Origin of the sequence: Bradyrhizobium guangzhouense, from assembly GCF_004114955.1 — a bacterium.
GTDB classification, from domain to species: Bacteria; Pseudomonadota; Alphaproteobacteria; order Rhizobiales; family Xanthobacteraceae; genus Bradyrhizobium; species Bradyrhizobium guangzhouense.
Genome location: NZ_CP030054.1, coordinates 902,716 through 916,375, shown reverse-complemented (window position 1 = coordinate 916,375; position 13,660 = coordinate 902,716). Strand labels below are relative to the sequence as shown.

General features: G+C 58.1%; 10 protein-coding genes. 7 read left to right on the top strand and 3 right to left on the bottom strand.

The genetic code is table 11. The features are described 5' to 3' along the window. The first annotated feature begins 32 nt into the window (after positions 1-32). From XH91_RS39830 to XH91_RS38270, 6 genes are all read left to right on the top strand, one after another. Entirely contained in the window at positions 33-194 is a 162-nt protein-coding gene (locus tag XH91_RS39830; RefSeq protein WP_232995580.1) for a hypothetical protein, read from the top strand. Positions 195-618: 424 nt separating this feature from the next. After that, positions 619-1,137 carry a plasmid mobilization protein gene (locus tag XH91_RS40330; RefSeq protein ID WP_128929583.1) on the top strand — a complete coding sequence of 173 codons (519 nt, stop codon included), beginning with the start codon at positions 619-621 and terminating at the stop codon, positions 1,135-1,137. 143 nt (positions 1,138-1,280) lie between these two features. After that, on the top strand, positions 1,281-2,210 hold the full coding sequence (locus XH91_RS38290; protein ID WP_232995579.1) for a relaxase/mobilization nuclease domain-containing protein: 930 nt from the start codon (positions 1,281-1,283) through the stop codon (positions 2,208-2,210). 276 nt (positions 2,211-2,486) lie between these two features. Beyond that, positions 2,487-3,308, top strand: a complete 822-nt coding sequence (locus XH91_RS38285; protein ID WP_232995578.1) for a hypothetical protein — start codon at positions 2,487-2,489, stop codon at positions 3,306-3,308. A gap of 1,150 nt (positions 3,309-4,458) precedes the next feature. Then, complete coding sequence (locus XH91_RS38275; protein ID WP_128929582.1) at positions 4,459-5,229, top strand: helix-turn-helix domain-containing protein; 771 nt, start codon at positions 4,459-4,461, stop codon at positions 5,227-5,229. 15 nt (positions 5,230-5,244) lie between these two features. Further along, entirely contained in the window at positions 5,245-6,801 is a 1,557-nt protein-coding gene (locus XH91_RS38270; RefSeq protein WP_128929581.1) for a hypothetical protein, read from the top strand. Positions 6,802-7,380: 579 nt separating this feature from the next. On the opposite strand, the gene XH91_RS38265 is transcribed toward XH91_RS38270, so the two are convergent. The 3 genes from XH91_RS38265 to XH91_RS38255 form a co-directional block, all read right to left on the bottom strand. Then, on the bottom strand, positions 7,381-9,474 hold the full coding sequence (locus tag XH91_RS38265) for an ATP-binding protein (protein ID WP_128929580.1): 2,094 nt from the start codon (positions 9,472-9,474) through the stop codon (positions 7,381-7,383). Further along, positions 9,471-10,484 carry an SIR2 family protein gene (locus tag XH91_RS38260; RefSeq protein ID WP_232995577.1) on the bottom strand — a complete coding sequence of 338 codons (1,014 nt, stop codon included), beginning with the start codon at positions 10,482-10,484 and terminating at the stop codon, positions 9,471-9,473. Before XH91_RS38260 ends, XH91_RS38265 begins: the two co-directional genes overlap by 4 nt. A 606-nt stretch (positions 10,485-11,090) precedes the next feature. Further along, positions 11,091-12,404, bottom strand: coding sequence for a DUF2130 domain-containing protein (locus XH91_RS38255; RefSeq protein WP_128955173.1), 1,314 nt, complete (start codon positions 12,402-12,404; stop codon positions 11,091-11,093). Positions 12,405-12,990: 586 nt separating this feature from the next. On the opposite strand from XH91_RS38255, the gene XH91_RS38245 reads away from it, so the two are divergent. Then, complete coding sequence (locus XH91_RS38245; protein ID WP_128929578.1) at positions 12,991-13,659, top strand: DUF6088 family protein; 669 nt, start codon at positions 12,991-12,993, stop codon at positions 13,657-13,659. Position 13,660: the final 1 nt, after the last annotated feature.

Genomic DNA, 13,660 nt, shown 5'->3' with positions numbered 1-13,660 from the left:
CCGTCCATCGAAATGAGCGAATGAGTTCGTCAGTGACGATCAGAGTGCGCCACCAAGATCGCGCGGGCTGTCTTCTCGTCGATCGGCTCGCGTCTCAAGGCTCACGCCATGCCGTGCTGTTGGTCGATGGCGCAGAAGAAGTGGAAGAGGTGCCGGCATCGACCATCACCATCGAAGAGATCATTTTCGCATGAAGCTGGCCTTCGACTGTCTCCTCAGAAAGACCGCTGCGCTTGGCATGCCGGCGGAGCGGATTTCCCATCCGAAGGATGGCGCGTTAGCGCAGCAGCCGGAGGCCGAACGCGCCCCCCACAGCGCCGTAGAGAGGCCGGAGGCTGCTGGTAAGCCGCGGTCCACATACCCGGTGCCAATGTTGCCGGTCTCCACGCGCGGCGTTCGTGGAATAAGAGCACCGGGGCTGACGGCGGCGCCATTCCCGGAGGAATTCTGCGCATCGATCGTCGGCTGGGTTGGATCTCACCTGCAGCAAATCCCGAGCTTTGAATGCCGAGCCTGTTGGTTCGAACCAACACGGAGGGAGTGGAAGGATTCGCTTTTTCTAGTGCAGGATAGGCTTCGCGCCAGCGATGTATTAGATCGCGATTGGGATTGGAGTGCATGGCTCTGATCTCGCTTCGCGTCTCTGACGAAGTCGCTGCGGAGTTCTCAGCTTTGGCAGCGACCCAGGGCGGCAAATCCGCGCTCTTGCGGCGTCTCATTGCTGAGGCACTTGCTGAACCAGTGCCGCGCATCTCCGTGCTGCCTGTCGGGCGACCGGAGAAGGTGACGGTGCGATTTCGCGAGAGCGAGATGCGGCAGCTCGCGGAAGTGTCACATCAGCGCGGCATGACCCGAACCGGCTGGATCGTTGCATTGGTGCGCTCGCGGTTGGGATCACCGGTGCAGCATTCTCCAGGCGAGCACGAGGCGCTCCGCGCGATTGTTCGCGAGCTCAACCAGATCGGCGGCAACATCAATCAGATCGCGCGCGCAGCGAACGCCAGTGTGCTGCAGGGCAGGGCGGTCGAGCCCGATCTGTCCGCAATTCAAGAGGCCCAGTTGGTCATCGAAAAAGAGCTCGCGCAACTACGCAATGCGCTGCACGGCAACGCGGATTATTGGGATGGGCGGCGATGAGTCGGCGCCATAAGCCGCGGCCGGCAGACCTGGCCTCCGAGCTTCCGCCGATCTCATATGTTTGGGAAACGCCCAATCGGCGCCCGCGGCGGGCCGAGTGGGATATCCCCGATCCGGCGGTTCCTAGTCGCCTGACGCCGGCTATGCGCGCGAAGCTCGAACGGATCGTGCGCCGAGCGCCAGAGGTGATGGTCAAGATCACCGGCCGCACCAAGGACGTGGCGCATCTCAAGTCGCACCTTGCGTATATCACGCGAAACGGCGAGCTCGATGCGGAAACAGAGCAGGGCGCGAGTCTGGCCGGTCGTTCCGGATTGAAAGACCTACAGCAACGCTGGGAGGATGATGCCGGCCTTGACGACAAGCGCCGCCGTGATGGGTCGCTTTCGATCAACATCATTCTGTCGATGCCGGCTGGCACCGATGCCGTCGCCGTCAAGGATTCAGCCCGGGCATTTGCCATCGAAACGTTCGGGGACAATCATGACTATGTCTTCGTCCAGCACCTCGACGACAAACATCCCCACGTGCACTTGACCGTCCGGTCCCTGGGCCACGACGGCAAGCGTCTCAACCCTCGGAAGGCAGATCTGCAGGCTTGGCGGGAGCGATTTGCTGGCGAACTCCGGCTTCGCGGGATAGCGGCCGAGGCAACGCCGCGGCGAACCCGCGGGCGAGTTCAAAAGGCCGATCGCGGGGCGGTGCTCGCTATGCGCAAGCGAAAAATCGTACCTGATGTCGACCGGCTCGCCCGGAAAGAGGTGCTTTCGGAGGTGAGGGGCGGCACGACTGCAAAACGTCCTTGGGACGAGCAGATCAAGTCACGTCAGGATGCGATCCGGCGGCGATATCTCGATTACGCAGCCGAGCTGCAGCATTCTGGAGCGGCGGCAGATCACGCGCTCGCGCGCCAGGTTAGGCAATTCGTGAACGACATGCCCGCCGTTGAAACCCGGCGGCATGCACTAAAGAATGAGCTTTCGGAGCTCACCAATAGCCGTCGCCGCAAGGCAGAGCAGGGAATCGATGCCGAGTTGCGCGGTCACAAGCGAGACGATGAGCGGACGAGGTAAGGCGCCCGCGCGCTCCGCCAACCGTTTCATCGGTTGGCACGTAGATGTGCACTGGCGGCTTGTCATGTTCCTCGAGCGCGCGAACAGCATTGGAGCCGTCAACGGGAAGTTACACCCCTATGGAGCGGCTGCCCTGAGGCGCCTAGGTCCTTGAAAGCTGGCTGATAGATCGTGCATTCTTCGAATCGGCCGTCTCGCCGGACCTGCCACAGGGTCAAAGTGGGCACTATTTCAAATCCTTGGATCGACCGTCATATCCAGGTCGGTGCGTAATCTGTGGACATCGGCCGCCGATATGAACAGGTGGATCCTTTGACCGCTATCCCTTTGACTGAATCTGCGCTCACGTCCGTGAAGCGTGCGGTTAGGCAGGGCTATCCGAACTACAAATCATCCCATCTGACCGAGGCGATCGCAGCCGCATGCGGCTTTGCAAGTCATGCAGCGCTGCGAGCCCGCATGTTGGAGCGTGCACCGGTGCATCCGGACTTTGCATTGCTCGAGGAATTGCCGTTCCTGAGCCGGCTCGCGGCGATGACGGGTGTTCCGACATCGGACGAAGACCTCCGCGGATTCTCCTTCGATCGCCTCAACTACGAGGGTGCGGACGTGATTCCGACCGCGTCCAAGGGGGTAACCAAGGTGAAATACGACGGGTCCCGCAGGCGGCGGGCCTGGCGCAATGTGATGGTCGCCGGGATCAATGCTGGCATCGACCAGGGATTGTTTACGCCGCGTGCAGGAGAAAACAGCTGGCCGCTGCTGGATCCGAGGTACGGGGACGATGGTCGAACGTACCGATTCATGATCGAGGATATTGCGGCGATTGCCAGCGTTCACGACGCGGATTGGGACGAGCTATCAATCCACGTTGCTCTGTGGCCTGCGATCGACGGCGAACGCTGGGTCCGAACGGCAAATGGCGGTTTCCTGGCGGGCGAGGTGTTTGCATCCGGATGGCTTGAGCGCCGTGACGGAGCGTGGCTCCAGGTGGGAGATCACCCCGAGTTTGGTTGTCGGAAGCAGCGCCTGGACCTGATCGCCGCGCTGGATATTCGGCCCAAAGGTTATGCGGATCGCGGCAGCTTTAGGCTTTGATTACGAACGAGGTGCGGGCTGCACGACAGTGCCAAGAAGGAGACGCTTCGCTCTCTCTACGCCTTTGCGTGCTGCGCGCCCCGACTGCGGGATGCCTGTGAAGGCGGCTGTCGGGATCAGACTGATGATGCCGGCGAAAAGTGAGTTTCCTCGGTGGCGATGATGTGCCAGTACGGAGAGCGACATAGTAGGCGCCGGGCAGGAGATGTGTGCTACCGGTGTCGAGGACCAAACGGCTGCCTGGATGGATGATCTGCAGGCGATCGGCAGGCAAGTCTCGCCACCGTGGCGACACGATCAGCACGACGGCGGTCGCCGGCTGACAGCCTAGCGTCTCAACAAGATAGACTTCGGGAAGCCGCGTCTCGTGGGCTCGATAGGGGCCAGATGCCACCAAAGCGGGCAGCGGCCTCTCAACTGGACTCGAAGCCGGCCGCTTTTCGGGCGGCGTGAAGTCGTTAGCCCGATCCGTGTCCCGCTTGTTAAGGCTCCTTCATCCCCGATCTTTTCCGACGACCTACCCCTTCGGGTTGGCCCTGCCCGTCGATTTCAAGGAGTCGTTTGCCCAGCTCCTTCTTTAGAGCGTTGCGATCGCCACCGGACAGGGGTGTTGGATGGTGGTTAAGCGCCATTGAGTAACAAACCGATCGCGAGCGGATCCTTTAGGAGCTCTTGAAAGATAGCCAGCAGCCATCCTCCTCGTAGCGCGCGCTACGATTCTGACATGTCCGATCGGCCGACTTCTGCCCGACGTCCTTCCAGACTGCATGCTGATCGAAAGACCCGACCGCATCTGCCTTTTCGGATCTCAACGATTCGACTGCAGCGCTGGCAGGTCACCCGCAAAACGTGACGAGGGATCTCCGATAGCCGTCGCTGCTGAATTGGCACGCCTGGACTCGTTCCGACGCTCGCGTCAGCCAGGATTGAATCCCAATACTCTTGCGGTAAATCTGCGTCTGAACCGACGGAATGCGATGACGACGACCGAGTAGCGGCGGTCCATTTTTCAATCTGTTTTGGTGACGGCATTCGCCAACTCGCGCGTCGGGACGACACTCCCGCGGAAGGGGAGGGGGACAAAGCAGGTTCTTTTTTCTGACATATTGTCAAAATACGAAGGACAAATTATCAAAACGGATTTTACATAATGACAAGTATTGAGCTGACTGAAATTTTGACATTTCTGGGCCTCGACCTGGCCGAGGCTGCGCAACTGTTGGGAGTTTCGACGCGAACGCTTCGAAGATGGATGGAAGGCGAGGAAATTCCCGGTCCGGCCCAAGCCGCTCTGCGTGCCTGGCACCAACTCCACGCGCGGCACTTGGCTTGGAAGCCGGACGCCATTTCCATATTCGAGAACGACCAAGCTCAGCTCGAGCGTGCGCGACTTCATGCGCGAGAGGTGAGCGGGCTGATCAAAGCGGTCGAAGCTCGCGGCGGGCCGCAAAATCCATGGTCGGTCAATATCGCTAAAGGCGTTGCGACGTTCGGTCCTTTTGAGATCGGGTTTTACAACCTGCAAAACGGAAGCTTCTCTCTCAGCGGGTACCGCCGCAAAGACAGCTCGCCGGACCTCGTGCGGGACAGGCCGTACCTTGAAGATGCCGCGTACAGCATCAGCATGGCTTTTTCAAAGGCCGGCGAAAGCGAAATTGCGCTGGACAACGTCGCGGAGTACGTCCGAAAACATTCGGCCGCGTTTGTTGTCGATGGCCCGCAGCGGCTGTCGCCTGCGGACTCCAAACGCCGCCAGCGGGACATCGAATTACTCGCCGGCAAAATCGATGAACTGGCGAAGCTTGCCGCCAAGGGCAGCGCCAATCACCTTCAATTTGAGGAATTACTGCATCAACTCCACGAACTCGGGTTCTTCCCGACTATCGATCTGGTTTCAGCAGTAGCTAAGGCTATGGTCTAAAATATGAAGAATTCAGTGAGCGTTCCAGATCTTGGCGCGCGAGGTGAGAATGTGTTCATCGGTTGGTGTGAACCGGAAGGGTTTCGTGCCCAGAAATCACAGGCAGACCGTCTCGGCTGGGACTACCTCCTTGAAGGCGAGCCTTTGCGGATGAAAGAGCGTCCGCTTGATTCCCAGAACGATCTTCCGAAATTCTTGATCCAAGTGAAAGCGACAGAAGGATCTCAGCCGCCGAGGATCAAGCTGTCGGCGCTCAAGCATCTCGTTGATGCTGACCTGCCGGCGGCGATCGTCGTCATGTTTTTCGTCAAAGACGGGCGGACGCCGATTCGCACTCTCCTCGTCCCGGTCGATCAAAAAATGATCTACGACACCCTCAAGCGGGTTCGCAGCGAGGAAGCCAAAGGAAAGCGGAACATTCACAGAATCACGATTCTTGTGCCACTCGATCGTGCGGTAGAATTGTCTCCAGCAGGAGAAGGGCTGGCAAAGGCTTTAAACGGAATGCTCGGAGGGGCACCTGCCGATTATATTGCAGGGAAGGTCGACTACCGCAAGACTTGCGGTTTTGATAACAGATCCATTGTCGGTCGATTTTTCGTTCCAGGAGAAAATGCGGGCGAAAAGATCGGTCAGCTCTTTTTGGGTGGCCCTCGCACGCTTAAGGTGACGGACCTGACGATTGAGCGACGCCGGTTCGGAATTCCGCTCGACAATGATCGCGATGAGTTTCGGGAAGCGGTGCTGGAGCTAAACGTATCGTCATCGATGTCAACCACGGTTGAACTTTCTTCGGAAGCAGGCGAGTGGACCTCGGTAGAGCTCGAGATGTTCGTCACTCCGATATTCGATGGAAAGCTCGGGCCGGTGCGACTTGCAAACAACTTCCTTGAATTTTTGATCGACTTTCCGAAGGCGGAGGCGAACCTAACGCTCAACTATGACGGTGAACGAATTGTCGACCTGGAGGAGGCGGTCGCCATCATCGAGATTGGCGTCATACTGGCCAGGCCGCAGAAATCGATAACGCTCCGTTTCAAGGGAAAAGAGCTCAAGTTGGAAATGGCACCAGGCGAAGGGCCATTTGCGCATTGGATTCCGGCCGCGCCAGTTCTTCGTAGGATTGTATCGGCGATGGTTCGGGCAGGTCGGCAGACAGCGCGCCGCTTTAAATTTGCCGACTTCGTCGATTGGGTTGATACTCACATCGAATTTCTTGCCGTAGCATCAACGCCAGGCGTCAATATCATCTTCAACCATTGGCCTGACGAAATTCAACTGACTTCTGACGATGCTTTGTTGACGCCTTTTTCGCTCGAATGTTTTGGGTCGTGCTATACGGCGCTTATCGAACTTCCGATTGTATCATCGAGCCGCTCGGAGCCGGAGGTCACGCTCATCGGTGGTCGGCCCCATATTGTATCAGAGGTGGTGCGGGCATTGAATGCCGATACGTCTGACTTTGTCGAGAGCGCAGTTGAACGATCGAATAAGGATCGGGGGTCGAAAAGACCGGCCTTTTTCGCGGAGGGATTCTCTAACTGGGATAAGGTCATGCTCTCCATCTCGTAGAGAAGTGCTTATCAGTCACAACGGTGGAAGTACGACCGTAAAAAGCAAGGCCAGCGCAGCCGGCAAAGTCGGCTGAGCTCTCTAAGGCTGGAGACGAGCTTGCGGGGAAAGCAGTCTGCTATTGGGAAGGCAGGTGCTATTCTTTCGATTTCGTCGACACCCTCATCCTCAAAAACTTGGCGCCAGTTGATTGCAATGGTGTCGATCCGATCGATCTCGGCCCTAGCCTCGTCTGTGCTCAGCACGAAGTCCCCGCAACACGAAACGCAGTTAGCAATGCTCGGGCACTTGCTGCCGGATCAGTGTTTCCGTCGAAGCGATCTCATCGCCTGCTGACGCCGGCCGACTTACGCCACTCAACTTAGCGGGCAAGCTGTCATTCGGCATGCAAAATTGGATGCTGAAGGGATCAATTGTGACGCCGAATGACAATAGCGGATTCGACGAACTCGACCTCGCTCTCCGTCTCGTCCTGCAAGCCATTGAGCAATGAGATCACCAGCTCACCTTGTTTTCTCCCGTCGGACTCATAAGGCGTGCGGCAGTCATGGAAACGTCTGATCGAGGAGCGCAGTCTGTTCAATTCTGCGCACTGCCGGTCCAATCGCCGACGAGGGTGGGCCAATCGATCGGACGTGGGTTCTTGCCGATCCAAACGTCCCAGAAATCTGGGTCTGACGATTGCGGCCGATGTGCCTCGGCAAGTTCATCCATCTCCACGAGCAAAGGAATCGGCGTGGCCCATCCCAGCAAAATTGCCTGACGGGATGGTAGGCTAGGTAGCTCCTTTAGCAAGCCCGCCACATTGTCGGGAACGAGACGTCCAACTAGCGCCTGATCGAGGTCGTTTACGATCCGGTGCAGTAGGAAAGTATTGCACTGTGCAAGGATCGTGGGCGAGAGCTCCGATGGGCGTTGTGACGATAGCATCAATCCAAGACCAAACTTGCGACCTTCGCGCGCGATCTTTTCGAACGTCTCGCGACAGAGCTGGGTCGGGTTTTCTGCCGGCCCATCTTCGTTGGCGCCTCGCCGAACAAAGTTGTGTGCTTCCTCTAGAACCAAGGTCGTGGGCAGAGGTTTGCCATCAGGATGAAGCCGTCGGTAGCGCTGCAATGCCTCAAACGTCAGCCGTCCCAGAACCGCAACGACTACGTGGATTATTTCTGAAGGCACCAACGAAAGGTCAACGATTGCGACCTGTCCGTTGGCCGAGGCGTTGCTGCCCACGAACGCGTCAAGCCAGGCATCGAAGGTGATCGCCGGGTCACTTCCAATCACTTGACCGAGTCTCGGGTCCGACATCATGCCGCGGATGCGCATGCCGAGCGTGCTGATGAATCCGGCCAACGCACCTCCCTCCGTCGCTGCTATCCTCTCAAGGTGCTCTGGCAGCATGTGTACGTCGAATGGTATCGGTGCATCTTCCGTAAGATGCGCGATGGCGAAAGCATCCTCTACCAGATCTACGAAGCTCTGCAGTGACCTCCGCACCGCTTCCATGTCCTGTACTGAGAAGGAGTTGAACCAGTCTCCTGACCGACGGGAATTAGCGATAGTTTCGATAATGCTGCTTATCTCTTCCAGAGCTGTCTTGTGCTCACCATCAACGGATTCCGTCATATTGCTGCAGTCTGATGCAATGTTGTCTAGCAGTTCGCCGCAGCGCCGCCGATTGCTTGCGCTGCCAGCGTAGGTCGCGGCACCTTCGGCCAACATAGCGGCGATCATGATGCGATAGGAATACAAATGCCGCCTGACGATAGTTTGGCGAGGCGTCCCCGCCAGCTGCCCGTTCTTTAGTTCACGAAGCGCTTGGAGCAGCAGGGGCCGCTGCGCTCCGGGTCGTGCGAACGATACCGCGGTCCACTCGTGACCGTTCCAGAGCCAGGCCGGCAGACGGAGCGCGCGTTCACCCCTGTTGAGGTCGATGGGCGGGACACGAAACAGGCGGATATTTCCGCCCCTATCTGCAAATGCTTTGGCGTACTCCCCATTAGGATCAAGAATAATAAACCGCGCATTCGGCTGTTCTGTGCCATTCTCAAGAGCGGCCTGCGCCGCATCGAGTGACCAGCGGATCAGCCCAGCGACGGAGCAGGATTTTCCACTACCGGTGTTGCCGAGTACGGCGACGTGCCGCCCGAAGATCTTATCGGGATCGACCATAATTGAGGTATCTGCAGCCAGCGGTGACGAGCCGATGCGAACGCGGCGGTCCTTGTCCTTTGCTCCGACGATAGCTGTGATTTGTTCCGGCGTTGGGATTGGTATCTGATCGCCTACCGAAGGGAACGCAACGATTCCTCGACTCAATTCGAACATACTGCTTCCCTCGCGTCGGTTTCGAGCGACAGACAGGGTGCCGATCGGAGTGAGCGACATCTTCCGCAGAGGGAATGGCAGATCGATCAGGCCGAAATCCTTAAGCCCCGACCGTTTGGGGTACGGCGATCGTTCAATCCCGATCCACGTGACGTAGGCGACGGTAGCACCAGCCTCATTCGGTATCAGCACGTAACTATTGAGCCTTGGGAAGCTCATCGGTGTGCCGGTGTTGAGCGCAGTAGCCTGTGGCGCATCGAGATCGAGCAGCACACGGATCTCATCCGAGGAGATCGACTCGACCGTGCCGATGACCAGTTCAGCGAGCCGTTCGATCGGGGAGCTCACGTTCCTCCTCCAGAGCCCGCTGGCGGCTGACTCGGTTCGGCTGGCGCCAGGCCCGCAGCGGCATCTGCGAAAGCGCGGTTCTTCAGCAAGTCAGACATACGCCCGGTGATGTAATCGAGCGCGGGCTTTGGCAGATAATCGTCGACGAGGTGCTGGAGGCTTCCGAAATGGTTGCCGGCGAGGAGGCTGACTTGTGCAGGACGAGTTTGATTGAGAAATCCCTTGATGCGATCGTCTAGTTCAAAGGCGATGATCACGAGGTGTGCGGACGGAACCGACAGCATATCGAGCAGAACACGGTTGATGTGGTCATCACCGAACCCGTAGCCGTAGGTCACCACCACCGAGTTGGGTCTGCAAGTTGCCGAGGCGAAATCACGGAATAGCTCCGCATAAGGATATTGGGTGGTCTCCACGTCCTTAGCCGGATTAGGATAGATCATCACGGTATCAACTGGAGAATCTGGTAAGCTCGGATGATCGTCGTCGGCACCAAATGGTGTCTCTGACCGATAGATCCGATGCGCGATGGGGTCGAAGCGCCAATCAAGGCTGCCGTGGAGCTTGGTCAGACGGACGACGCCTTCCATAAAGCGCGGCTCACCGCGGATCCCGGGTGGGTTGTAATGATAATCGAGCTCGATCCGAGTGTTGCGGAACAGTGGACGCAAGCTCCCCACAAAGCGATCAATGATCCGTAGCCCCGCTTGATCGCAGCCATGTTCGATCAACCGGTCGTAGTTGGTCGTGAAGATATGTAAACGCTCGCGTGAAGCGGCGCGGCTGACGAAGCTGAGCAGAAATGACTGCACCGTCGCCAGTGCTGATGCACTGTTTGCTTCGAAAATACCTCGCTCGGTAGCAAGCAGTGAGGTTAGGAATGTCGCGATTGCGGAGTTAATGTCGTCGCGAACACCTTGCGCCGACCCCTTATCGATGATGTCAAGACCATCGAGCACAGCAATGGCGCTACGCAACTGATCTTCGATGTTAGCTTGACCGCGACCCATCTTTTTGGCGCTTGCGGTCGCGTGACGAGGATTGCCTTGGCATGTTTCGACTTCCCCGTCGCAATCGCCATACCCGTCGCCTTGACGCCGGCAGCGAAGCCCACAGCAATGGTAAAGCCGCTGCCAAGCAGGAGGTTCAGATGCTCAGCTTGGAATACCGCCGAGAGCCACGGCTCGATCTTTCGGCGGTGTAGCGCGATGAACCGATCAAGTTCGTCTGCGCTTTCTGGGATGCTATCGAAGGTCTCGCTCGATGCACCAACCCGGTAACCGTGCGCCTTCCACTCCATGGACCCTCGCGACGAGTTGCAGGACCGACCTGAGTCCCCGCTAGTAAGTCTTAAAGCAACATAATCAGAGGTTGCAAGGCGGGCAGGTAGTCAAAGTGAAAAAGGTAAGCAGCGAAGCGGCGAGGGGATGAAGGGCATCGAGATTAGCTTCCTCGACTAATCGCTTGAACCGGTGAGGAGACGAGATCTGACGAGGAGTGCCGCTATCCTGGCTCCCTCACGCCTCCAGCTTCAGTCGATCCCGTCCGCCGGCTCGGGTGGAGGCGGCGGGAGCGAGGTATGCTCTCCGACTCGAGCTCGCCATCAGCTTCCGCCATCATCCCACCTTTCGTTCAGGAGCGGCGTGGCTCTCAAGCAGTGGCATATCCAGGCTCGGAATCTCTGGCATGGCTTTGCCGGCGATCGCCTGCAAATCGCCCACCATGCCAACGGTCGACTCCACCACGGCGAGGATCTGAGTTTCGCGCTTGGCCCATTGCCGGCCCATGAACTTGCGTTCCTTGTCCAGGTCGTCGCGCATATCGTTGAATTTCTCAACCACAGCTTCTACCCGCTGCCGAAACTTCGTGCCGGTCAGGTAGTGATAAACCTGCTCCATCTTGGTCTGCTGACCCTGCTGAACGAGGCGCGATCCGCTTACGTCGATCAGCCCCTGGCGCAGCGCCACGGCGACCGGCAATGCGCAACGCGGATGGGCCACCCATACGCCGTCGACTAGGTCAAATTGCTCGACGTGCTTCGGCAGCGCATGAGAGATGATCAGAGCGACGTCGGCGGCGGAACGACGCTGGTCGTCACGCAGTTTGGCAAGCCATCCGTCACTCCATGCCTTGGTTCGCTTGGTTTCCCAAAGGATGATGCCGGCAGGTTTGCCAATGGCGCCATTTATCTGTTGAATAACGTCCGCCCCAAGCTCACCTTTTCCAACCGGCTCAATCGAATCGGTCGGAAAACGTCCGCGCAGAAGCTCTTCGAGCTCGAGCTCGAGTACTTCCCCTTGGGATTGCTGTGATCCCTGCTCGGCCTTGCGCTTGAGCTCCTCGATCGTTCGAGACATCGACTCGATAGTCTGGTCCTTCTCTGCAACGCGTAAGCGCGCAGCCTCGTCGGCTTCCTGCCTGGCCTTGATCTGGATTTCGCTGATTGAGGCCTGCACGCGCTTCTCTATTGTCAGGTCGAGCTCGCGCTTTTCCCCCTCGAGTGCGCGCTGCTGTCGCATCAGTTCGGCTTGCTGCTTTTGGGCCTCGGCAAGCTTTGCGTTGTTGGTAAGCAGGTTGGCTCGCAGCTCCGCGGCTTCCGCTTCCTTCGCCTGCAGCTCGGCCGCGGCCGCCTCTCGCGCCTTCTTGCTTTCGGCCGCGACCAGCTGGGCACGTTCGGCGATCAATCGTTTCGCAACGTGGTCCTCGATTTGCTCGCGGTCCTTAGCGACCTGCTCGCGTTCCAGCCGCAGTGCCTCGGTCTTACGCTCCATCTCTGCATCTTTGCTGGCCAGCTGCTGTTGAAAGCGCTGACGAATTTCAGCGAGGAGGGGAGCGGCCAATGATTCCGTCAACCGGATCTCGTGATTGCAGTTGGGACAATGCAGGGTAGGTTCGTGTGAAGCGCCGGCTGCGGTTACTTTGAAACTCATGAATTCCCCCGTCATCGTAGAGCAGGATTGAACACCATCCGCGCGCGATTGCGATGTCGCCGCTCTCGATGTCCACATCCGCGTCGCCGATATCGACCTGGCCGGGGGATTTTCCACGGAAGGCATCACGACATGTCGACGTAAGGCCACGCCTCAGGGCGAGCCGTTCTATTGGGAATATATTCTAGATGAGAACAAAACAGGATCAAGCGCCAATTGGCTGCGCAGGCTGGTGGAATAACCCTGTCGTTCCATCCAGGCAGCATCGACCAGAAGCCCCTGAGGGAGAGTCCTTTCGAGCTTGTTTAGCTTTCTGTCCTTTTGCTCAGCCATACTAAGTAAATTAGCACTTTTCCAAACCAACCCGAGGGAATCCTCTATTTTACGTAATCTGACTGGGCAAAGACGCCGAAACAGCCGGAAATCTCGCGATGGCTCCTGGAAGAGGCCCATCGCGTGGTGCTTCGCTGCTCCGATATGTTCCGGCGCCGAAATTAGACGGCCGTAAGGAATATGAGTCATATTTCTTACGCGGTCTTGACTTTGTAAGATTTAAGGCGCAAATTTCTTACAAGGGAACCGTAAAATGGCTAGCACAGCGAACCAGATATACGATCGGATGAGCCATGACCCTCAGCCGAGCAAGGTATGGACCGCACGCGATTTTGCGGACACCGGCACTCGATCGGCTGTCGACGTCGCCCTCCACCGCCTCCGGAGTGACAACCGCATCAGGCGCATCGACCAAGGTCTCTACGATCTTGCTCGCACCAACCAACTGACGAAGAAGATTTCGCCACCGGACTACAAGTCGGTGATTCAGGCGGTCGCGAGACGGGACGGCGCCAAAGTACTGGTCGACGGAATAACCGCCGCCAACAACTTGGGACTTACCAACGCCGTCCCGGCGAAGGTGGTCGTGTGGACGGACGCCCGCGTGAAGCCGATCCAACTCGACCAAATGGTCATCGACTTCAAGAAAGTCGCGCCAAGTCGACTTCTGTGGGCTGACCGCCCGGCCGCGCAGTTGGTGCAAGCTCTGATTTGGCTGCGCGACGTTCTTCCTTCGGATGGCGACAAGATCGCAAAGCGCCTCAAGTCCATCCTGAACGACGGCGACGACGGGCACCGCATGCGAAAGGATTTGCAGGACCACTTGGGTGATCTCCCCGACTGGCTCGTTCCTATCGTAAAAGATATCCTCAAGTCCGACGCAACGGCGCCAGATCCGCTCCCGCCGATCCGCGGCCAATGAG

Coding starts and splice junctions, on each gene's coding strand:
- XH91_RS38290 (WP_232995579.1), top strand. CDS start 1,281: ATGCGCGCGAAGCTCGAACGGATCGTGCGCCGAGCGCCAGAGGTGATG.
- XH91_RS38275 (WP_128929582.1), top strand. CDS start 4,459: ATGACAAGTATTGAGCTGACTGAAATTTTGACATTTCTGGGCCTCGAC.
- XH91_RS38245 (WP_128929578.1), top strand. CDS start 12,991: ATGGCTAGCACAGCGAACCAGATATACGATCGGATGAGCCATGACCCT.
- XH91_RS40330 (WP_128929583.1), top strand. CDS start 619: ATGGCTCTGATCTCGCTTCGCGTCTCTGACGAAGTCGCTGCGGAGTTC.
- XH91_RS38260 (WP_232995577.1), bottom strand. CDS start 10,484: ATGGGTCGCGGTCAAGCTAACATCGAAGATCAGTTGCGTAGCGCCATT.
- XH91_RS38255 (WP_128955173.1), bottom strand. CDS start 12,404: ATGAGTTTCAAAGTAACCGCAGCCGGCGCTTCACACGAACCTACCCTG.